Source organism: Pandoraea sp. B-6, assembly GCF_000282835.1.
GTDB classification, from domain to species: domain Bacteria; phylum Pseudomonadota; class Gammaproteobacteria; order Burkholderiales; family Burkholderiaceae; genus Pandoraea; species Pandoraea cepalis.
The window spans coordinates 30,303-52,633 of the sequence record NZ_AKXS01000291.1 but is presented as its reverse complement, the minus strand read 5'-3'; the positions used below and the strand labels follow the sequence as shown (position 1 = coordinate 52,633).

At 61.5% G+C, this 22,331-nt stretch carries 18 protein-coding genes and 1 tRNA gene; 11 read left to right on the top strand and 8 right to left on the bottom strand.

The window, feature by feature from the left end; translation table 11 throughout:
* Position 1: 1 nt before the first annotated feature.
* From A985_RS0102375 to A985_RS0102355, 5 genes are all read right to left on the bottom strand, one after another.
* Positions 2-865 carry an enoyl-CoA hydratase family protein gene (locus tag A985_RS0102375; protein WP_017231828.1) on the bottom strand — a complete coding sequence of 288 codons (864 nt, stop codon included), beginning with the start codon at positions 863-865 and terminating at the stop codon, positions 2-4.
* 35 nt (positions 866-900) lie between these two features.
* The gene (locus A985_RS0102370) at positions 901-1,713 is read right to left on the bottom strand and encodes an SDR family NAD(P)-dependent oxidoreductase (protein ID WP_017231827.1); all 813 of its coding nucleotides are present in this window, start codon (positions 1,711-1,713) and stop codon (positions 901-903) included.
* A 9-nt stretch (positions 1,714-1,722) separates the two neighbouring features.
* Positions 1,723-4,065, bottom strand: a complete 2,343-nt coding sequence (locus A985_RS0102365) for a bifunctional salicylyl-CoA 5-hydroxylase/oxidoreductase (protein ID WP_017231826.1) — start codon at positions 4,063-4,065, stop codon at positions 1,723-1,725.
* Positions 4,066-4,632: 567 nt separating this feature from the next.
* Complete coding sequence (locus A985_RS0102360) at positions 4,633-5,988, bottom strand: MFS transporter (protein ID WP_017231825.1); 1,356 nt, start codon at positions 5,986-5,988, stop codon at positions 4,633-4,635.
* Entirely contained in the window at positions 5,985-7,382 is a 1,398-nt protein-coding gene (locus tag A985_RS0102355; RefSeq protein ID WP_017231824.1) for a M20 family metallopeptidase, read from the bottom strand. The genes A985_RS0102360 and A985_RS0102355 overlap by 4 nt, the downstream gene beginning before the upstream one ends.
* 217 nt (positions 7,383-7,599) lie before the next feature.
* On the opposite strand from A985_RS0102355, the gene A985_RS0102350 reads away from it, so the two are divergent.
* The gene (locus tag A985_RS0102350; protein ID WP_017231823.1) at positions 7,600-8,517 is read left to right on the top strand and encodes a LysR family transcriptional regulator; all 918 of its coding nucleotides are present in this window, start codon (positions 7,600-7,602) and stop codon (positions 8,515-8,517) included.
* An 83-nt stretch (positions 8,518-8,600) separates the two neighbouring features.
* Here the strand turns inward: A985_RS0102350 and A985_RS0102345 are convergent, their stop codons facing one another.
* Complete coding sequence (locus A985_RS0102345) at positions 8,601-10,502, bottom strand: propionate--CoA ligase (protein WP_017231822.1); 1,902 nt, start codon at positions 10,500-10,502, stop codon at positions 8,601-8,603.
* Between the two features lie 755 nt (positions 10,503-11,257).
* Between A985_RS0102345 and A985_RS0102340 the strand changes: the two genes are divergently transcribed.
* The 6 genes from A985_RS0102340 (at position 11,258) to A985_RS23900 (ending at position 16,777) form a co-directional block, all read left to right on the top strand.
* Positions 11,258-11,440: a hypothetical protein gene (locus tag A985_RS0102340; protein WP_017231821.1), complete on the top strand. Its 183-nt coding sequence runs from the start codon at positions 11,258-11,260 to the stop codon at positions 11,438-11,440.
* Between the two features lie 100 nt (positions 11,441-11,540).
* Positions 11,541-12,731: a hypothetical protein gene (locus tag A985_RS0102335; protein ID WP_017231820.1), complete on the top strand. Its 1,191-nt coding sequence runs from the start codon at positions 11,541-11,543 to the stop codon at positions 12,729-12,731.
* Positions 12,731-13,903 carry an MFS transporter gene (locus A985_RS0102330; RefSeq protein ID WP_017231819.1) on the top strand — a complete coding sequence of 391 codons (1,173 nt, stop codon included), beginning with the start codon at positions 12,731-12,733 and terminating at the stop codon, positions 13,901-13,903. The genes A985_RS0102335 and A985_RS0102330 overlap by 1 nt, the downstream gene beginning before the upstream one ends.
* A 29-nt stretch (positions 13,904-13,932) precedes the next feature.
* Positions 13,933-14,811, top strand: a complete 879-nt coding sequence (locus tag A985_RS0102325) for a bifunctional 2-polyprenyl-6-hydroxyphenol methylase/3-demethylubiquinol 3-O-methyltransferase UbiG (RefSeq protein ID WP_017231818.1) — start codon at positions 13,933-13,935, stop codon at positions 14,809-14,811.
* 6 nt (positions 14,812-14,817) lie between these two features.
* Positions 14,818-15,513: a hypothetical protein gene (locus A985_RS28845; RefSeq protein ID WP_232424491.1), complete on the top strand. Its 696-nt coding sequence runs from the start codon at positions 14,818-14,820 to the stop codon at positions 15,511-15,513.
* Positions 15,514-15,520: 7 nt separating this feature from the next.
* Positions 15,521-16,777, top strand: coding sequence for a DUF2087 domain-containing protein (locus A985_RS23900; protein ID WP_083902164.1), 1,257 nt, complete (start codon positions 15,521-15,523; stop codon positions 16,775-16,777).
* A 75-nt stretch (positions 16,778-16,852) separates the two neighbouring features.
* Here A985_RS23900 and A985_RS0102310 read toward each other — a convergent pair whose 3' ends face one another.
* Both A985_RS0102310 and gloB read right to left on the bottom strand, forming a co-directional pair.
* Complete coding sequence (locus A985_RS0102310; RefSeq protein ID WP_017231815.1) at positions 16,853-18,529, bottom strand: transglycosylase SLT domain-containing protein; 1,677 nt, start codon at positions 18,527-18,529, stop codon at positions 16,853-16,855.
* A 325-nt stretch (positions 18,530-18,854) separates the two neighbouring features.
* Positions 18,855-19,637 (bottom strand): hydroxyacylglutathione hydrolase, encoded by a 783-nt coding sequence (gloB, locus tag A985_RS0102305; RefSeq protein ID WP_026131570.1) that lies wholly within the window; start codon positions 19,635-19,637, stop codon positions 18,855-18,857.
* Between the two features lie 59 nt (positions 19,638-19,696).
* On the opposite strand from gloB, the gene A985_RS0102300 reads away from it, so the two are divergent.
* The 4 genes from A985_RS0102300 to A985_RS0102285 all read left to right on the top strand — a co-directional run bounded on the left by A985_RS0102300 (position 19,697) and on the right by A985_RS0102285 (position 22,203).
* Positions 19,697-20,557 carry a methyltransferase domain-containing protein gene (locus tag A985_RS0102300; protein WP_017231813.1) on the top strand — a complete coding sequence of 287 codons (861 nt, stop codon included), beginning with the start codon at positions 19,697-19,699 and terminating at the stop codon, positions 20,555-20,557.
* An 11-nt stretch (positions 20,558-20,568) separates the two neighbouring features.
* Positions 20,569-21,018 carry a ribonuclease HI gene (rnhA, locus tag A985_RS0102295; protein ID WP_017231812.1) on the top strand — a complete coding sequence of 150 codons (450 nt, stop codon included), beginning with the start codon at positions 20,569-20,571 and terminating at the stop codon, positions 21,016-21,018.
* Between the two features lie 112 nt (positions 21,019-21,130).
* Entirely contained in the window at positions 21,131-21,871 is a 741-nt protein-coding gene (gene dnaQ, locus A985_RS0102290) for a DNA polymerase III subunit epsilon (protein ID WP_017231811.1), read from the top strand.
* A 257-nt stretch (positions 21,872-22,128) separates the two neighbouring features.
* Positions 22,129-22,203, top strand: a tRNA-Val gene (locus A985_RS0102285).
* The last annotated feature ends 128 nt before the right edge of the window (positions 22,204-22,331 follow it).

Here is a 22,331-nt window from a genome sequence, read left to right as displayed (position 1 = left end):
GTCAGTCGCCCTTGAACACCGGTTTCTGCTTGGCGACGAAAGCGTCGTAAGCGCGGCGGAAATCCTTCGTCTGCATACAGATGGCCTGCGCTTCGGCTTCGGCCTCGATGGCCTCGTCCACGCCCATGTTCCACTCCTGATGCAGCAGCTTCTTGGTCACGCCGTGCGCGAACGTCGGGCCGCAGGCGATCTGGTCGGCCAGCGTCTGCGCGGCCGAGAGCACGGTGCCGCTGTCATGCAGGGCATTGAAAAAGCCCCATTGCAGGCCTTCCTCGGCCGTCATCACGCGACCGGTGTACAGCAACTCCGACGCGCGGCCCTGTCCGATCATGCGCGGCAGCAGCGTGCACGCGCCCATGTCGGCGCCGGCCAGCCCCACGCGCACGAACAGGAACGCCGTCTTCGCCTGCGGCGTGCCCAGACGCATGTCGGAGGCGAGCGCCATCATCGCCCCGGCCCCGGCACAAATCCCGTCGATGGCGCTGACGATCGGCTGCGGACAGGCGCGCATCGCCTTGACCAGATCGCCCGTCATGCGCGTAAAGTCGAGCAGCTCAGGCATGCTCATCTGCGTGAGCGGGCCGATGATTTCGTGAACGTCGCCGCCCGAGCAATAATTGCCGCCCGCGCCGGTCACAACGACCGTCTTGATGTCCGTGGCATAGACCAGACCTCGAAACAGATCACGCAACTCCGCATACGAGTCGAACGTCAACGGATTCTTCTTGTCGGGACGGTTCAGCGTGATCGTGCCCACGCTCGCGCGCCCTTGCGCGTCGTTCGACACCGACCACAGAAAGTGCTTGGCTTCATAGTTCGCGAACGTGCGCTTGTGATGCGCCATCGTCAGTTTCACGTCACTCATTGGCCGATCTCCTCAAATAGTGTGTGCATGGCCGCTTAGCCGACGGTCACTTCACCGCCCGCCACCGCGATCGATTGTCCTGTCACGGCACCGGCGCCCGGCTGGCAGAGCCACAGCACGGCGTCCGCCACCTCTTGCGGTTGCACGAGACGGCCCTGCGGATTGCGGCGGGCCAGCTCGGCGCGCGCATCGTCTTCACCGCGACCGGTCTTCGCGACGATATTGGCCACCGCGTCGCGCACGATATCCGTTTCCGTATACCCCGGGCAAACGGCATTCACCGTCACCCCTTTCTTCGCCACTTCGAGCGCCAGTGCGCGCGTAAGCCCGACCACGCCGTGCTTGGCCGCGCAATACGCCGTGACATACGGATAACCGATCAGCCCGGCGGTACTCGCCACGTTCACGATGCGGCCCCACCCGGCCGACAGCATCGAGGGCAGCGCGGCGGAAATACAGTGGAACGTCCCCGTCAGGTTGACGTCGATCATTTGTTGCCAGAGCGCACTGTCCGTCTTGCCGAATGGCGCGCTGAGTGCTTGCCCCGCGTTGTTCACCAGCACCTGCACCGGGCCGAAGCGGCCGGCCGCGCGTGCAAAGGCCGCGGCGACGGCGGCGGCGTCCGAAATATCCGCGCTGACCCAAGCCACCTCGCCATGCGCGGCCAAGGCGTGTGCACCGCTCGCGAGCGTGGCCTGGTTGCGCCCGAGCAGCGTCACTCGTGCGCCCTGCGCAAGCAGCGACCGCGCCACGGCTTCGCCAATGCCGCGCGCGCCGCCCGTCACCAACGCATGCACGCCCGCCAGCGATGCTGGCGACGCGCCGGCCGAGATTGTCGTTGACGTCATGAACTGTCCTTATTTACCGATCTGTTGAGCGTAGGCAGCCGCACGCTCCAGATTGGTCTCGTACTGCCGCTTGCCCGCATAGTACTGCGACGGCCATGGCAGATCCTTGTAGCCGATCTTCGCGGCTTCGTGCAGCGTCCAGAACGGATCGGCGAGGTGCGGTCGCGCCAGCGCACACAGATCGGCACGGCCCGACGCGATGATGCTGTTCACGTGATCCGCCTCGAAAATCGCGCCCACCGCCATCGTCGGAATGCCGGCCTCGTTGCGCACACGGTCGGCAAACGGCGTCTGGAACATGCGGCCGTAGACCGGCTTCTCGTCCTTGCTGACCTGGCCCGACGAGCAGTCGATCAGATCCGCACCAGCGTCCTTGAAGGCGCGCGCGATCGTCACGGCGTCGTCCGGCGTGATGCCGCCTTCGACCCAGTCGTGCGCCGAAATCCGCACCGACATCGGCTTGGCCGCCGGCCACACGTCGCGCACCGCATGGAAGACTTCCAACGGATAACGCAGTCGGTTCTCCAGCGAGCCGCCGTACGCGTCCTGACGCTGGTTCGTGAGCGGAGAAATGAAGCTCGAGAGCAGATAGCCGTGAGCGCAGTGCAATTCGAGCCAGTCGAACCCCGCCTCGGCAGCGCGGCGGGCGGCGTGCACGAAGTCGTCCTTGACGCGGTCCATGTCGGCGCGGGTCATCTCGCGCGGCGTCTGCGACACGCCCTCGATGTAAGGTAGCGGCGAGGCCGAGATCAGCGGCCAGTTGCCGTCGTCGAGCGGTTGGTCGATACCATCCCAGGCCAGGCGCGTCGAACCTTTGCGACCGGCGTGGCCGATCTGCATGGCGATCTTGGCGTCGCTGCCTGCGTGCACGAAGTCGACGATGCGCTTCCACGCGTCGCGTTGCGTATCGTTCCACAGGCCGGGGCACCCCGGCGTGATGCGTGCGTCGGGCGACACGCAGGTCATCTCCGCGACGATCATGCCCGCACCGCCCAGCGCGCGGCTGCCCAGGTGTACGAGGTGGAAGTCGCCCGGCACACCGTCGACCGACGAGTACATGGCCATCGGCGACATCACGATACGGTTCTTGAGCGTGAGTTCGCGCGCCCGGTACGGGGTGAACATCGGCGGAATCGCCTGCTGGCCGTCGGCGCGCGTCACGCCGGAACGCGTGGCGAGCCAGTCTTCGAAGCCTTCGACATAGGCGGGGTCGCGCACGCGCAGGTTCTCGTGAGAGATCCGTTGCGAGCGCGTGAGCAGCGAGTAGGCGAATTGCTCCGGCGCGAAGCGAGCGTAGCGCTCGACGGTTTCGAACCACTCCGTCGAATTGCGGGCGGCGTTCTGAATCTTGAGCACTTCGACGCCGCGCGCCGCTTCGTAGTCGGCCAGCACGCGCGGCAGGGCATCGATGCCCTGGGTGCGCAGACCGTCCGCAAGCGCGATGGCGTCTTCCAGCGCGAGCTTGGTGCCCGAGCCGATCGAGAAGTGCGCGGTGTGGGCGGCGTCGCCCATGAGGACGATGGGCACGCGCTTGCCGTCGACATCGCGCCAGTGCACCCAGTGTTCGCAGATCACGCGCGGGAAGCGGATCCAGATGGCCGAGCCGCGCAGGTGCTTGGCGTTGCTCATGAGTTCATGGCCGCCGAGGTACTTCGCGAAGAGGTTTTCGCAGAACTTCACGCCCTCTTCCTGGCTCATCTGATCGATGCCGTGAGCCTGCCAGACTTCCTCGGGCGTCTCGACGATGAACGTCGACGTGTCGGCATCGAACTGATAGGCGTGCGCCTGAAACCAGCCATGCTCGGTCTTCTCGAAGGCGAACGTGAAAGCGTCGAAGCGTTGATGCGTACCGAGCCAGACGAAACGATTCTGACGCGTGTCGATGTCCGGGCGGTAGGTGTCGGCGTAACGCGTGCGGATGCGGCTGTTCAGTCCGTCGGAGGCGATCACCAGATCGGCCTGATAGCGGCGGGCGATCGCTTCGTCGTCGTCGACATCGGTCTCGAAGACCAGTTCGACGCCGAGCGCTTCGCAGCGCGCCTGAAGGATGTTGAGCAGCTTCTTGCGGCCAATGCCGATGAAGCCGTGACCGCCCGAGGTGATCGTGCGGCCTTCGAAGTGGATGTCGATGTCATCCCACCGGTTGAAGGCGGCGTTGATCTGCGCGGCGCTCTCGGGATCGACCTCCTGAAGGTTGTCCATGGTGGCATCGGAGAACACAACGCCCCAGCCGAACGTATCGTAGGGCCGATTTCGCTCGACCACCACCACACGATGCGACGGGTCGCGCAGCTTCATCAACAACCCGAAATACAGGCCCGCGGGACCGCCACCGATACAGACGATATTCATCTCCAGCCTCCGGATTCATAGATCGCGTCGCGTTTGCCGATCTTTGTTAAATCGTAAATAGTTTATACCTAAAATACTAGCGAAAAAAATTACGGCCGGCAAGGTGGTCAGACCCTGATGTTCAACGGGTCGGGAAAGCCCTTAGAAGGTGAATCGTCTGAGGCGGTCATCGGACGATTCCGAAACTTCGTCCATGGGTCCAAAACCGAAATATTTGGCAATGCTCGTCTGCCAGAATTCTCGCCGTCGTGTCACTCACGGTTCCTTCCAACCTCTGGTCTGACGCCAGGGTGTAAGCCCCCCCCCGGCTGCTGCATGTTCATCGACGCCCCCCCCAATTTGAATAGCACGTCACGTTGCAAAACGACACTGCAGGGCAGATGCTTCAAATGAACACGGCGCACCGCTCGATTGACTGCTCACCGGAATTCCGGATGTTTCGCAAAACGCATATATTCCGGCAGGGGAACCACTGACAAACAAAAAAGGCGCCACGCCAGCCTCGCATGCAACCCTCACACGCGACGCCGCCGGGCGCCTCTTCATTCCACAGCCAATCGTCTCGCCTCAGCGCACGCCCATCCGCGTTTTGGCGATCACTAGCGTCATCAGACTTACCACCGCCCCCACCATCAAATACAGCCCCGGCGCCAGCTTGTTGCCCGTCGACGCAATCAGCCACGCTACCGCCAGCGGGGTAAAGCCGCCAAAGATCGTCGTACCGAGGTTGTAACCCACCGCCATGCCCGTCGCCCGTGTTCGTGTCGGGAACAACGACGAAATCAGCGCCGGAATCGGTGCGAAGTACACCGCCTTCAACGTGCCCACCCACAGCATCACGACCATCATCGTCAGCAGCGACGCATGCGCATTCATGTACGCAAACGCCGGATACACCGTACAGAAGAACAGTGCCCCCGCCGCCAGCATGATGCGAATACGCCCCACCTTGTCCGACCAATGCCCCACGAACGGCGTCAGCGTCATGATGACGAAGCCCGTCACCAGCGTCGCAATGTAGCCCTGCGCCGGCGGCAAACCCAACTGTTTCGTCGCGTAAGTCGGCATGTACAGGATCATGTAGTTGGCCGTCGTTGTCAGCACCAGCGCCCCAATCGACACCAGCAGACGCGACTTCTGCGTTGCCAACACCTCTCGTACCGGCGATTGACCCGCGTCGTCGCCCTCCACCTGCGCCTGACGCTTGCGCGCCACGTCATGCTCAAACGCCGGCGTCTCGTCCACGTACTTCCGGATGTAAAGCCCGATCGGCCCGACCAGCATCCCGAACAGGAACGGAATCCGCCATCCCCACGATTCCAATTGCGGCTGTGTCAGCGCCCCGGTCAGCACCGCCCCGAACGCCGACGCCAGCAACGTACTCGCCCCCTGGCTCGCAAACTGCCAGCTCGACATGAAGCCCGGCCGGTTCGGTACATGCTCAACGAGAAATGCCGTCGAGCTACCAAACTCGCCGCCCGCCGAAAATCCCTGCAACACGCGCGACAAGAAAATGCCGATCGGCGCCCAAACCCCAATCGCCGCATACGTCGGCATGAACGCGATCAGCCCGGTGCCCAAGGTCATCATCGCAATCGACAACATCAACGACGCACGACGCCCACAGCGGTCCGCATACGCGCCCAGCACAAACGCCCCCAGCGGACGTGCAAGATATGACAACGCGAACGTCCCCAGCGCCATGAGCAGCGACACCGTCGCATCGTGCGCGGGAAAAAACAACTTGGAGATCGTCACGGCAAAGTAGCCATAGACGATCAGGTCATACCACTCGAGCGCATTGCCGATCGACGTCGCGACAATCAACTTGTACACGGGCACGTCGGCACGCACCCCCTCGTTGCCGACACGCGGCGCGCCGTTCGTTTGATCCGCCCCAGCGGCGGTCACTGAGCTGTTCATCGCGGCTTCCCCTCTTTCAGATCGACTTCCCCCAGATCCCAGAACAGACCCGCCATGATCTGCAACGCCTCGCGCGCCACCGACCCCAGCAGATGCTCGTCCGGCGCGTGCTGCGAACAGGCCGGGTACGAGTGCGGCACCCACAGCGTCGGCAGCCCCAGAACGTCCGCGAACACATCGTTCGGCAACGTGCCCCCCAGATTCGGCAGCAGCACCGGCGGCTTGCCCGTCGTCTCGCGCATCGACGTCAACGCCCACAGCACCCACGGATCTTCCGGATCGAGACGCGTCGCCATCACGCCGCGCTCGACCTCCACCTCGACCATCGGGAAACCATGCGCGTCGAGATGCGCGCGCACGATCTCGCCCAGCCGCTCCCAGTCAGTGCCGACGACGAAGCGAATCTGCATGTGCGCATAGGCGTACGGCGGAATCGCGTTGACCGGCTTTTCCGGATTGCCGGTCTTGAACGCCAGCACTTCGATGTTGTTCCAACCAATCACGCGCTCCGTCGGCGTCAATCCCGGCTCGCCATAATCAACGTCGACCTCGGGATCGTTCGGTCCGCCGCCCACTTCCAACCCAGCCAGCGCGCGACGCACCGACGCCGGCACCTCGGGCGGACGCAAGCCATCGACGAGAATCTTGCCGTTGCCATCGACAATCGATGCAATCGCGTTCGCCAGCACCACCCCGGGATTGCGCAACAGTCCGCCCCAGTTTCCCGAGTGATGCCCGCCGTCGCGCAAATTCAGACTGAGCTTGAAGTTGACCAAGCCGCGCGAGCCGAGAAACACCGTCGGACGTTGCGCCGCCAGTCGCGGCCCGTCAGAGGCGATCAGCACATCGGCCCGCAGTTCGTCACGCAGTTGCTCGCAAATCGCATGCAGGCCCGGCGAGCCCATCTCCTCGCCCATCTCCACGATCATCTTCACGTTGTAGCCGAGCTTGCCGCCACGCAACGCCAGCACCTCCGCCAGCGCCGACAGGTTGATCGTGTGCTGCCCCTTGTTGTCGGCGGTGCCGCGTCCGTACCAACGATCCCCTTCCACCACGATCTCCCAGGGCTTCAGGCCGTCGCGCCATTGCGCGTCGTAGCCTCGCACCACGTCGCCGTGACCGTAGGTGAGGACCGTGGGCGCATCGTCGCTCTCGTGACGTTGCGCAATCAGGAACGGGCCGCCGCCCGGCACCGGGTTGGGCACGATGCGCGATGTAAAGCCGAGCGCCGCGAGCGCAGGCGTCATCTCATCCGCAAGGTACGAGTGAAGGACATCGCCGCTATCCGCCTCCTGACTCTCGGTCTTGTAGGCGACGCGGCGGTTGAGCGTATCGAGGAACGCGCCCGAATCGTATTGGGCGGTGGCTTGGGAAATTGCTGCGCTACGTGTCACTGCTTGTCTCCAGATGGCTTTTGAGGGCACGGCTGCCTGGCTCGCACACACGGCCACGCGTGTCGGTAGCACGCTGCAACGCAACCGTTCAGGCCATTCTAGGAGCGGGTATTTTTGACAACAATGATAATATTTCGAAGGTTTCGTTGCCGTTTCGGCAAAGCTGAAATCGCAGCCAATCCTCTCGCAACAGACGGCGCCATCCGCTCATCCGCCCATGCAAACACACGCACTTCGCTACTTTCTCGAAGTCGCTCGTACCGGCTCGCTCAGTCGCGCCTCCGAGCGCCTGCACGTGGCGGTCTCCGCCTTGAGCCGACAAATCGCGAAGCTCGAGGAAGATCTCGGCACACCGTTGTTCGAGCGTCGTCCGCGCGGCATGGTGTTGAGTGAGGCGGGCGAGTTGCTTGCCGATCATGCGCGTCGCATGCTGCTCGATGCGGAACGCGTCACGTCGGAAATCCGGGGGCTGTCGGAAGTGGGGCGCGCGACGATTCGCGTCGCCAGTGCGGAGGGTGTCGCGCGGGATTTCCTGCCACAGGTCTTCGCACGCTTTCGCGAAACCTACCCTGGCGCGCACTTTCTGCTCGATGTTGTCTCGCCGTTCGTCGCCACGGAGCGCGTACGCGACGGCGAAGCGGATATCGCCGTGTGTTTCAGCGTCGCCCCGGAAAAAGGGGTGCAGGTCGTTCACACACAACCGGCGCCGATCTATGCCTTGATGGCCAAGCAGCACCCGCTCGCCAAACGACGCGACATCGCGCTTGCCGACTTGCTGCCCTACCCGATGGCGCTATCGAATGCCGGCGTGACCATCCGCCAGATGTTCGACCTGTGCTGCATTCTCGAAGGCCTGCTGTTCGAACCGGTGTTCGTGAGCAACTATCACGCCTCGCTGCACAGCTTCGTGCGCTCCGGCAACGCCGTCACACTGACCGGCCTGCTCACGGTGCGCAGCCGGCTCGATCCGGAAGGGCTCGTCGCCATCCCCATCCGAAATCCGGCGCTGCACCAACGCTCACTGCAAGTGCAGACAATGGCCGGACGCACCCTGCCCGCCCCCGTCGAAGCGTTTCTCGGCCTGCTGATCGACGCCATCCGCGCGCCCGAAATTCTCGACAAGCCATTCAGGTGACGAGGTCGAATTGGGAGACGGGATATCGACGGGCGATGACCTGTCATGAGCACGCGCCTGCGCCGTGCTCATGACGCTGCGAACTACGCGCCCTTCACCGCATCGCGTACCTGATCGAGCGCGGCCGGATCTTCCAGCGTGATCAGGTCGCCGGTTTCGCGGCCTTCGCAGATGGCCTGGATGGCGCGACGCAGCAGCTTGCCCGAGCGCGTCTTGGGCAGCATCGCGACGAAGAACACGCGTGCCGGACGCGCCACTGCCCCCAGTTGCTTGTCCACCGTCTTCATGACGTCGCCCTCCAACGCCAGACGCGCCTCGGGCGTGGCCGCCAACGCGGGCTGACGCAGCACTGCGAACGCGATGGCCACCTGCCCCTTCAAGGCATCCTGTGCACCGATGACCGCGACTTCCGCCACGGCCGGGTGACTCGAAATGCTCTCTTCGATCTCGCGCGAGCCAAGCCGGTGCCCCGCCACATTGATCACGTCGTCGGTGCGACCGAGGATGAAGTAATAGCCGTCTTCATCGCGCACGCCCCAGTCGAAGCTCGAATACAGCGTGCGGCCTGGCACCGTCTGCCAATAGGTCTTGACGAAGCGCGCGTCGTCACCCCAGACGGTGCTCATGCAGCCCGGCGGCAGTGGCCCTTCGATGGCCAGCACGCCCTTCTCGTTCGGCCCGCAGTCCTCGCCGGTCACCTCGTTGACGAGCTTCACGTCGTAGCCATACACCGGTTTGCCCGGTGACCCGAGCTTGCCCGGCAAGGCCTCCACGCCGCGCACCATGCCCAGAATCGGCCAGCCGGTCTCCGTCTGCCAGTAGTTGTCGACGACCGGTTTGCCCACGCCGTCGGTGAGCCACCGCGCCGTGGGTTCGTCGAGCGGCTCGCCCGCGAGGAAGATCAGCCGTAGCGACGACAGGTCGTATTGGGTCAGATACGCCGGGTCTTGCTTCTTGAGCACGCGAATCGCCGTGGGCGCGGTGAAAAGCTGCGTGACCTTGTATTTCTCGACGATGCGCCACCAGATTCCGCCATCGGGTCGGATCGGCGTGCCTTCGTACATCACGGTCGCAATGCCGGCGAGCAACGGCGCGTACACGATATAGCTGTGCCCGACCACCCAGCCAATGTCCGACGCGCAGAACATCGTGTCGCCCGGCTTCGCACAGAAGATGTGCTGCATCGACGCCGCCAGCGCCACCGCATACCCGCCGGTATCGCGTTGTACGCCCTTCGGCTTGCCCGTCGTACCGGAGGTGTAGAGCACATAGGACGGCTCACTCGATTCGAGCCATTCGCACGCCACGGCGGCATCGAGAAACTGCTCGCGCAATGGCGCGTAGTCGATGTCGCGGCCGGGCACACGTGTCATCGGCGAGAGGCCCCGGTCGATCAGCAGCACATTCGACGGCTTGTGCTGTGCGAGCGCGATGCCTTCATCGAGCAGCGGCTTGTAGGGCACGACCTTGCCGTTGCGCGAACCGGCGTCGGCCGAGACGATGACAGTCGGTTGTGCGTCGTCGATGCGTGCCGCCAGATTGACTGAGGCGAAGCCACCGAACACCACCGAGTGAATCGCACCGAGCCGCGTGCAGGCGAGCATCGCGAACAGCGCTTCGGGCACCATCGGCATGTAGATCAGCACCCGCTTGCCGCGCGCAACGCCCAGCGATTGCAGCGACGCCGCCATGCGATTCACTTCTGCCGCCAGTTCGTCGTACGTGTAGACACGCTCCTGCTCGGTCTCCGTCGACACCCAGATCAGCGCATTTTGCGAGCCGCGCGACGGCAAATGGCGGTCGACGGCGTTGTGGCACAGATTCGTTCGGCCACCAACGAACCATCGTGCAAACGGTGGCTTGTCGTAATCGAGCACCTGGGTGAAGGGTGTCTCCCAGTCGATCAGACGGGCCTGCTCCTCCCAGAAGGCCGCGCGCGAATCGGGCGCAATGGAACGGGCGTGAAACGACGCATACGAAGTCATGGTGTCTCCTTGCATATAAGAATTGGCTCGCGCGCCCAGTGCCCGACCGGGAGTGCCGGTGGGGAACGGAGGTGGCGCGGCGCCGGATCGGGCCGGCAAGGTCGAGCGGCATGTCGCCGTCGACAGGCAATGCGTTTCAGTGCAATGAAATCGTCGGACACGGATGCCGTGCCTCGCGCTCAGTGTGCGCGTTGACGCTTACGGAAGGCTTACCGGACAGGCCGTCCAGCGGCCGAAAACGCTAGGGGATTACGCTGAGTCAGGCTGGCTCGGCGACCGGAGTCATAGCTGCAGCAAGGACATCGGCACTGCGTCACCAGCTTCGACGACTGGCAGCGCCACGAACGGACTGCCGCACCGCCCGCCGCCAGCGGCGGGTACCTCACGACGTCGCGTAGGCAAGACTACAACAGTTGCCAACAGAAACGACGATTGGGCACGTGCTCAACCGATGCGCCATTGTGGTACGAAAACGTCCGAAACTTGAGCCCCGCCGCATCCTCCTTTGCATTAATCGGAAAAATCCCAGAGATACTTTCTAAATCATTGATTTTAATGAATCAAAGCCGAGAAAATAGATTCGCTCACTGCACCCACAAAGGATCTATCGCGCCAAATCGACGTCACCCACGCTTGACACCTCCATTACATCCAATGCAACTTTAATCCGCACGCAGCCATCATTTCCAATGAAAAAATCCGGATGTGCGCATAATTTTTTCACAAATTCATATTTCTTTAAAAGGATTATCAAAATGCCGATTCCTCTGAAAAACATCCCAAGAAATCGTGAATTGACCGCTGACGAGGTTGATCCAATCGTAGCCAACGTGAAATATGCACAGCGCAATGATTTCGAGGTGGCGCCTGTCGTGGCCAATGTCAAGTATGCGCAGCGTAACGATGACGAAGTCACGGCCGTCGCAGAGGCCACCTGAAAGTCGAAACAAAGCTCATTCATTGCTGTTTCCGCGCCGCGAGCAAGAGGCCGACGCCTCTTGCTCATTTTCCCAAATCTCCCCGAACGGAACATCGAATATGGCCACCTTCCTGTCGCCGCAATTCGCGAATGAATTATGGGGTAAGCAAGCGACGGAAATGGTCATATCGCAGATTCCATTCAACGAAAAAGATTTGATGGGTGCGCTCCAGGAATATGCTGCGTGCGCGAGCGACATTCGCTCCCGCAACCCGAATTCCGAAGCCATAACGGCTTTCAATGGAAAGCGCTCGCCAGAACCGCGCCCTGATTTCCTTGCGCTTCCCACGGATAACACGCTCGAGGATTATGTGTCTAGAGTCGGGCGTCTCGCCGGCGATGACGAGTGGGCGGTCATGTACTACGGGCTTCATGCGGCAAGCCCAACTATCTGGGATATCGCAAAAGCGTTTTCTGATCGACTCGCCTTATCAATAGGCTATCGACCTGGCGGCCGCGTCGATCTTGATTGCTTTATCGGGCGATATTCATCCACTCATATCGGAATTCATGTGGATCATGCGCACAATTTCGGGTTCACCTTGCGCGATGGAAAAACGATGTTCACTTGGCCCGGAGTCCGGTCGGATCTCATTGGCGTGCGATTTCCAGACTATGAATCATTCAAGTCTGAAGCCATTCCGCTTGAGAACAAAAGGAATCGAGTTACTTATTTCCCCGAGGACTGGCTGCACGTTGCCGAAACAAAATCCGACGTGTCGGTAAACGTGAACATCGCATTCTGGGAGACCGGCAACGACGCTCAGCAAAACGCGAACTACGTGCAGGACCGCCTCCAGACACCCAATCGTACCCGCCATGACGTGCGCTCGTCCGGCATCGCGAGTCTGAACCCCGATGACGAGCTTCTGCTTTCGTCCTTGAGGGCCTTGCTTGACGACAAGGCTCTGAAAAGACGAATGATGATTTCCCAACTCATCTCGGACACCAGCAGCCGGTTGAACGTCGGTCGTCCAATCGTTGACGTCGAAACACTGAACAACATCATCGCCCTCAACGCCATCAGCACGCTGCAGTGGATGCCGGTATTTCGGGACGGAGAAGTCCTGGTCGCGGCCAACGGCCATTGCGGCAACTTCAGATACAGCCGTGCATTGCACGACTTTCTGAGTCGCCTGAGCGCCGGCCAGCAAGTGAATATTTCCAACCTATCGAGCGGGAAAGACCGAATGCTCAACGATGATCTCCTGAGCGTCGCCGCATCGCTGGCGCGGTGGGGAGCCCTTTGATGAGCATCATGGGCCGATGGGCGCTCGTTTTCATTGGCATCTCCGTGTCGTTCGGCAGCTTCGCCGATGAGGCCGCTCAAGTGACTTTCGCCCTGAGGATGGCCGACGATACGCTCTCGATATCGATATTGCTCGCCGCCGGTCTCATCGGAGGCATGCTTGCTGGTCCGATTGCCCCCATGGTCCTCCGGCGAATCGGGCCTCGCAAGACGATTCCTGCGGCTTTTCTCATTCAATCGCTTCTGATCGCGATCGCGTCATTGGCCAACCACTTCTGGAGCTACGTCGTCGTATCAATGGCGCTCGGATCCACGGGATCCCTTCAGTGGGCGGCAATCATGGTCGCCATTCCTGGCGTTACCAACAACGAACGGCACATCGATCGCATCAACCGGATTGCGCAATCGGTGCGAAATATGGGTTACGTGGGCGGTCCCGCGCTCGGCGGGCTGCTATACGGCACGGCCGAGCGCTCGCGGGGGCTGTTGCTGCTGGCGCTGTTGGTGCTGGTCGCCGCGTCTGTCACCGCGAGGTCGTTCAACGTACTGGATGCTTGCGGCAGAAAATCCGATCAGGTGCCCACACAAGACAAGCGGAAGGCACGACTAGACCTGACCGGTCTGTTTCGTACAGCCGGTGTGGTCCGTGCGGTCTCCCCATTGTTGATGACGGTCGTGCTGACATCCACCCTAAATGTGTTGTTGATTTTCCGAATTCGCACCGAACTGCAATTCAGCGCGGATATCTACGGACTCGTGATCAGCGCGTTGAGTGTCGGACTGATCGTCGGTCCCGTGCTTTTTTCCGGGATGTTGGCAAGATTCGGCGACGCCGCCGGCGCCTCTATTGCAGCCAGTGTCATCGGTTTCGGGATTTTATGGCTCGCCTTGAGCGACACGGCATGGATCATCATGTGCGCCACGTTTCTGATTGGATCGGCGAACGGCATTCAGAACACGCTCACAGCGAGTTTCATGATGAAGGCGATCGATCCTCAGCGGCGTGTCAACCTGATGCCCGCCTACCTGTTTTGCATACAGTCTTCGGTATTTCTCGGCTTCCTGAGCGCCGGCATGATCAGTACGGCGCACGTGAGCACGGCGCTCGTGGCTGCTGGCGTCGCTGCGGCGATCGTCGGCGCTTGCGGCCTCGCATTAAACGTCAAAAACTGACCAGGCATGGTCACAAAAGGAGCTTGTTGATGGATGGGATAGGACGCTTCGGATCGAAGCCAAACGATTCGAACTCGGTAACGTTGCAAGCCCCTTTGGATCGCATCGTGACATCGGGCATAGCAAATCTCAGAGCCAGCCATTACTACTTCGACGAGCCGCTATTCGACGAGTATGAGTTAACGACCGTCCGTGCGACGTGGGATTTTTCCGCCGCGGAATCTATTGTCCGCGATGGGCAAAATGTTCTCGATCTCGGCTGCGGCGATGGTCGGCTGCTCCTTCAGCTCGCCAGGAAGTTTTCGCTGAAGGAGAGCTTTGGCATCGACATCTCTCCCGTGGCCATCGACCGCTTCAACGCGGCCATCAGTCACAACCACATTCACGCGCTCCAAGGCGACATATTTGATTTGCCGAGGCCGATCACGGAACGACGCTTCGATGTCGTGCTTTTTGGCGATGCGACCGTCAATTTCATTCTCGACGACGACAAGCTCGAAGTGCTGTTGCGTGGCGCGAAGGCGCAACTGCGCGATGGCGGTTCAAGGATGATGCTCGCCGTCTTCGGTGACGGGACACCCGAGCGCCTTTCGTTCATGGACAAGCGATGCACCGTAGTGCCATTTCGGCGGAGTAACGGGGAAGCCACGCTCATCTGGTGGGCCTACAAATACGACAGCGACAAGCGGATCATGCATCGATCCGTGTTTGCGCAATCGGGACGGAGTGATGATGGGAATATCGAAGGGGTCGTTTGCGATCTTCGAGACCGGATGTGGACACCGTCGTCAATCGTCCCCATCGCGCAGGCCAGCGGCCTCACGGTCGAAGAAATAATCCCGTCCGAAGTACAGGACGGGGCTGCCGTAGGCATGGCAACGGCAATTGTCATATTGAAATCGGCTTGAACGACCATGAGAACCGATCCGATTCAACCCAACTTCTATCGGGGCACGGGCGGATACGCCTGGCAGCTTGCCGAGTATCTCCAGGGCGGCCACGGCGACGAAAACGGTAGCTACACGCTTTGCAAGTCAATACCGCCGCAATTGCACAACCCGCTTGCCGCCTGCCCTGAATTCCTGCAGCCACATCACTTAGTCAGATGGTCTCGTTCGGTACGCATCGCTCACGACACGCCTCGGCTTGTCGGTACTCGGGGAGTTCGATCGTCGCTTGTTGTGGTGGAAAGCGCGCAGGCGTTTGGAGGGTTTCGTCATGCGGACGTTCAGGCGCTCGTGGGAGGGACGACCGTGGGTGCGTTGTCGGGCATGGAAGTCAATGGTGTAGTGCATGAGGCGGCCACGCTATTGGTCGCGCTGTATCGACATGGATTCATCGAGCTCGATGAGGCGTTCCCGGCATCTCCTGCGGTCCGCTACATGATCGAACCCACCTGCCGCTTTGCCGACGCACCCGGGATCGGACGCGTAGCGATCAACCAGCTTAACGGCCGAACCATTCGATTGAGCGAAGCTTCTCAACGCATCTTCTCCCTGGACGAGCAATGGAAAGCGATACCGGAATCCGTGCCGCTGAACATCGCCAACTTTGTGGAAGCCGGCATGCTGCGATTACTCTCTGGAGGGAGTGCCTATGCACATGATTAGACCCGGAATGGGTACCGAGAGCAGCGCCAGTCTAATCTCGGCACTTATCTGCATGACCCGCCCCGCAACCGTCGTCGAGATAGGTGCCGGCGACAGCACGATTTTCATCGCGAAGGCACTCCAGCAGGCGCGGCAGGCATGGCAACACGATAGGGATTTGCTGGATGCCTCGACTTGGCAAGAACGCAGCGCACTTCTGGATCCGACCGGAATTCCCGACGTCTATCAACCCAGGCTGATTACCATCGACAACTTCTCGGTCGAAGGCTCCTCGGCCGAAGCGGCATGGGATGCATTGAAGCATCATGATATCGACAGAGGATTCGTGACCTTCGTCAACCGCGACTTCTATGCACTCGACGCCGCCACCATCGCTTCATGGGGACCGATAGACATCGCGTGGATCGATGCAGGCACGCCGGCCGACGACGTCAGATTCGTCGCGGCGCTCTGGGAACACATCGCGCCCGGTGGCATTCTGTGCCTGCATGAGCCAACCATGCTGACCACCATCAGCAGGAATGGCGAGCCACGCGTTCGCAGAGTCAGAACGCCGATCTGGGAAGCCCTGTTGCACAGGCTGGACAATTCGTTCGAGTTGATAACGCTGCCGGAGTCGCACAAATATCGCCAAAGTGGCTTGGGTATTGTTCGGAAGCGTCAACATAGTGAACGCGTGCTCCGTTGGCAGTCACTGCAGTCCGAGCTTGTCGAACTCGGAGAAATTCCAATTCGCAGCAGCTACTTGCCGATTGGGGAGCAGGCACTGAACCAACGTCTTCGCAAAAACGCCATCGTTGCCACGATGACGTCACGTGAGACACGCGCCGTTTACGCGGCAATCGTCCTCGGCGTCGGTCGCCTTGCCGATATCGCGGAGAGAGTTGGCACCGATGCAAAGGTCGTCGGCAAAATCGTGACCCAGTTACTGAGCATTGGCCTCATTCAGCGAAATGAGCGTGGATTTTCGGATGTCGACACGGCGTGGGGGGACATTGCCGATCGGCAGCATCGTAGCGCTGAAGATTTGAGCGATCGACAGCTGGAAACGGATCTCGTCATCGAAAAGATCGCGACGGCTTTCGCTCCGGAAGTCGAATACACGGAATTGGAGATATCCAGAATCTGCCAATTGTTCACCACCGATTACGCCCGACTGCGGCGATATCTTGTCGATCGCGGTGTGTTGCAACGTCACAATGGCGTCTATCGACGGGTGCTGTCGGATCGCGAAGCCAGGGGGACATCTCACGGACACCAGTGACTGAATTCCTCACCGGCGTCCTGCCTCACCTGACTTTGGGGACGCGCGATCACCCGGCTAACAGAAAGCTTACGCTCAGCGTTGTGCCGTTTTGGTCACCTTCGCAGGTGCCTTCTTGGCGGTGGGCTTCGAAGCCATCTTGGCGACTGTCTTCGCAGGGGCCTTCGCCCGCCCCTTCGATGCCACCTTGGCCGTTGCGGTCCTATTGTCAGCGACGGCAGCCTTGGCCGGCCGACGCTCCACCACGCGGATCATCTTGCCATGCTTGCCGCGCACCAGACGCGTACGCGGCGCTTCGCCGTCGCCCGTGGCCGCCGGGGCCTCGGACGCAGCCGCCACGCGCAAGGCGTCCTTGACCGGTACGTGAAGCACCAGCAGTTGGCCCGACGTGAGCGTATCGCGACGCAGACGATTCCAGCTCTTGATCTGTGCGACGCTCACGCCACTGCGCTGGGCCACGCGGGCAAGCGTGTCGTGCTTGCGAGCGCGCACCATCACCTTGCGCGTATCGGGAATATCCGGCTCCAGCGCAAGCACGGCATTGCGTGCTACCGACGCGCTGATGTCCTGGTCAATGTCGTCCGAGCGCGGCACCAGCAACGTCGAGCCCGCCTTGAGGCGCATGCGCGGCGCAATGTTATTGACCGAACGGATGACCGCGGCGTCGACACCCAGCTTGCGCGCGACGTCTTCCGGACGCTCACGCGATGCGGACGTGTAGGTCGTCCAGCTCGAAAGCGGCTTGTCATAACCCTTCAGACGACGCTGAAACACTTCGGCGCTATCGAACGGCAGGAGAATCTTCGGCTGTGCCGCGCCAAGAATCACCGGCTTGCGGAACGACGGATTGAGCGCGCGGAATTCGTCGAGCGGCAGGTCGGCCAGCTTCGCGGCCAATGCCACGTCGATGTCGCGCTTGGTGGTCACGCTGACGAAGTACGGGTGATTCGGAATCTCGGGCAGCTTCACGCTGTAGATTTCCGGGTGCGCAATGATGTTCTTGATCGCCTGCAGCTTCGGCACGTAGTAACGCGTCTCGGTCGGCATGCGCAGGCTCAGGTAATCGGTCGGCAACCCTTGCGCCTGATTACGCTCGATCGCACGCTGCACGTTGCCTTCGCCCCAGTTATAGGCCGCGAGCGCCAGTTGCCAGTCACCGAACATCGCATAGAGCTTCGAGAGGTAGTCGAGCGCTGCGGTCGTCGAGGCGAGCACGTCGCGGCGCTCGTCCTGGAACATGTTCTGCTTGAGGTTGTACGTCTTGCCCGTGCTGGGAATGAACTGCCACATGCCGGCCGCCTTCGCCGTCGAGAGCGCCTGCGGGTTATACGCGCTTTCCACGAACGGCAGCAGCGCGAGTTCCGTCGGCATATGACGGCGCTCGAGTTCTTCAACGATGTGGAACAGGTATTTGCTCGAGCGCTCGATCATGCGCTCGACGTATTCGGGACGCTGCGCGTACCACTGCGTGCGGTCCTGCGCGAGGTCGGTGTCCAGATCGGGGATCGCGAAACCGTGACGAATGCGCGACCAGAGGTCGGCGTCGTCGCTGCCGTAGGCCAGGTCGTTGATCGAGTCGCTGTCAAGGTCAATGGTCTGATCGCTTGAGACGCGTTGCTTGCCTTTGGCTGTCGTGGCGAGAGGCGATTGGCCTTGCGCAGTCGGCGTGGAACTCAATGCACCGTTGGTCGGTGCTGTGCCGGCACACGCCGCCAGAAGCAGCGTCAGTAGCAAGCTAACGATAAGTCGCATTGATCGGGCTCGAATTGGGTTGCATCTTCATGAAATTGGCAAGAATGGTAAGGAAACCCTTCAGATGCGTCAACCATTCTGCCTAATTTTTTTGCAAAATTTACGCAAAAAGACCCCAAATTTGAGGGTTATCCCCGATCTTGGACGGTCGCGATGTGGCTGAAACGAGACGCCGGGACGGCGGGCCCGATGGGATCGATAAGAGACCGAAACATCGCAGGGCGGGGATGCGGCAAGGCTGAGCAGGTGTGAGCGAACATGTCAACGCCCGCTTTGTGACAATGTCATGCCATGCCACGCTGTTGACAGCGTGGCAGAGTCACGATCAACGGAAGCTGTCTTTCCAGCTACGCACGGTGGCGAATACCGCCTCGCGAGAGAGCGACGCACGCCCTGCATGGCGTTGCGCAGCCGCGATGACGGCCGGTGCGTCGCTGCGCAGGAAGGGGTTGGTCACGCGCTCCTGGGCGAGCGTCGTGGGCAATGTGGGACGGCCGGCCGCGCGAAGCGCCGTTGCCTCCCGATGCCACGCATTGAGCGCCGCGTTATCCGGATCGACCGCCAGCGCGAAGCGAATGTTCGACAGCGTGTATTCGTGCGCGCAGTGCACGAGCGTGGCGGGCGGCAGCGCGGCGAGCGCATCCAGCGAAGCGAGCATCTGTGCAGGCGAGCCCTCGAACAGGCGTCCGCAGCCGCACGAGAACAGTGTGTCGCCGCAGAAGAGATGCGGCGCGCCTGCGGCTCCGGCGCCGAGGAAATATGCGATATGCCCTTGGGTGTGGCCGGGCACGTCGATCACTTCCAGCGTCATGGCCGGGGCGGCGATGTGAACCGTCTCGCCGCCGCCATGCGGATGATCGACGCAGGCGATGGCTTCGCCGGCCGGGCCGTGCACGGGAACGTTGAAATGCTCGAGCAGCGCATCGACACCGCCGATGTGATCGGCATGTTTGTGCGTGATGAGAATGGCGCGCAGCGTGAGATTACGCGATTCGAGATAGGCGAGCACCGGCGCGGCGTCGCCCGGGTCGACCACCACGGCATCTTTGCCGTTATCAACGACCCAGAGATAATTGTCCTGGAACGCGGGGACGGGAAAGACGGTCATTGTTCCGGCCGACGCCTCACTTACCGCATCTGCGTGCGCATCCATATATACTCGCCACCATGTCAGAACGTCCGATTATAGACTGGCCCCTCTGGCTCGTCTCACCACCAGGCCGCTACGCGCTCGCATGGGAACAGGCCCTTTTCGACCAATGGGTCGGGGATCTGTTCGGCTATCACGCGCTGCAACTTGGCCGCCCCGAACTGGATACCCTGCGCGAGAACCGCATGCCTTATCGCGGTCTCGTCCTGACGGCTGCGCGCGGCCCCGACGCCTCGCCGCTCGTGACCAAGGCCGCCAGCGATACAACCAGTGGCACGCCGTCGTGCCACGCGGGCGCGGCCGACATGATCCCACGCGACATCCTCGTGAGCCGCTTCGACGAGTTGCCTATCGCCACGGCGAGCACCGATCTCGTGGTCCTGCCGCACGTGCTCGAGTTTGCCGAGAATCCGCACGACATCCTGCGCGAGGTCGAACGCATACTCGTGCCCGAGGGACAGGTCATCATCACCGGCTTCAATAATCTGAGCCTGTGGGGTGCGCGCGAAGAGCTGGGACGACTCGCCGGCACGCCGTTCCTGCCGCCTGGCGCCGATCTCATCGCCTTCACGCGTCTGAAGGACTGGCTCAAGCTGCTCTCTTTCGACATCGATCGCGGCCGCTTCGGCTGCTACCGCCCGCCCCTGCGCGGCGAGCACTGGCTGCAGCGCTTCGAGTTCATGGAACCGGCCGGCGACCGTTGGTGGCCAATTTTCGGGGCACTCTATGCGGTGCGCGCGGTCAAGCGCGTGCGAGGCATGCGCTTGGTCGGCAAAGTGCGCAAGCGTATACTCGGCCTCCAGCCGGCGGCGGCCCCCGTGGCAACCCCCAACACCACGCATCGCCAGATGGCGGAAGCGGCCGACGCGCCCGATTGATCGTTTGAGAGATGACCTTGCCGCAAGTTGAGATTTACACCGACGGTGCCTGCAAAGGCAATCCTGGCCCCGGCGGCTGGGGCGCCCTGCTCGTCGCGGGCAAACACCGCAAGGAAATGTTCGGCGGCGAAGCCAACACGACCAACAACCGCATGGAGCTTCTGGCCGTCATTCGCGCGCTCGAAGCCCTGAACAAGCCCTGCAGCGTGGTGCTGCACACCGACTCGCAGTATGTGCAGAAAGGCATCAGCGAGTGGATTCACGGCTGGAAGGCCCGTGGCTGGAAAACCGCCGCCAAGGCGCCGGTGAAGAACGCCGACCTGTGGCAGACACTCGACGCCGTCTCGCAGAAACACGAGATCGACTGGCGTTGGGTGAAAGGTCATGCCGGCCACGACGGCAACGAAGCCGCCGACCAGTTGGCCAACCGAGGCGTTGAGAGCCTGCGTCGCGGCCAGTGAGCCGGTGGCCATCGCCGCGGCTTGAGCAGTATCCGCGCATTGCGTGAGGGGTCATGACCCGCGGCGCGTCAATTCCGAAAGCACACGAAGCACACTAGATTCAACGAACAGCATGCGACAACTGATCCTCGATACCGAAACCACCGGCCTGAATGCGAAGACGGGGGACCGTCTGCTGGAAATCGGTTGCGTCGAACTGGTCAATCGCCGCCTGACCGGCAACAACCTGCACTTCTATATCAACCCCGAGCGCGACAGCGATCCGGGCGCATTGGCGGTGCACGGACTCACCACCGAATTCCTTTCCGACAAACCCAAATTCGCCGAGATTGCGGAAGAGTTGCGCGAGTACTGCCGCGACGCCGAAATCATTATTCACAACGCGGCGTTCGACCTGGGCTTCCTGGATATGGAATTCGCCCGCCTCGGCTGGCCGCCGTTCATGCAGCATTGCTCGAGTCTGATCGACACGCTGCTGCGTGCCCGGGAGATGTTCCCCGGTCGACGCAATTCGCTGGACGCCCTCTGTGAGCGTCTCGGCGTGAACAACGCGCACCGTACGCTGCACGGCGCCTTGCTCGACGCGGAATTGCTCGCCGACGTGTACCTCGCCATGACGCGCGGCCAGGAGAGTCTCGTCATCGAGATCGGCGATGGCGACGGGGGCGATGTGGGCACCCAGCGCGAAAAGATTTCGTTGCGCCAGTTCGATCTTCCCGTAATCGCGGCAGCAGATGACGAGGTCGCTCAGCATGCCGGTGTGCTGAACGACATCGACAAGGGGATGAAGGGGACGTGCGTATGGCGTATCGAACCGGCGCCCCCGGAAGGCGACACGGCACAAACGGCGTGAGTTCGCAACGAACCACACGGAAAATTCGCACGAAGGCCTTCCCAAGCACGAAAAACATCCCTATAATTGCGGTCTTTGCTGCTTGCGAGTCATCGCGAGAAACGGCGTGAAGTGATCGAGAGATATCGTCACGGCGGCAGCAAAAAAGAACAAAAGAAAAGTTGCAGGCTTCTACGAAAACAGTTAAAGTTCTGCTCCTGATTGCGAAACAAAAGCTTCAGCAATCAGCACTAAATCATTGATTTAGTTAATGATTTGGGTGGTTAGCTCAGCGGTAGAGCACTGCCTTCACACGGCAGGGGTCACAGGTTCAATCCCTGTACCACCCACCAGATTCGAAGGGCCGACGATGCGTCGGCCCTTTTTGCATTGGGCGTCCGAATTGAATACGCCAATACACAATGCCCGGCGCGTGACCGTCATCCTATTGGCGACAAAGCGCCCACATCTCTCTGCTCGC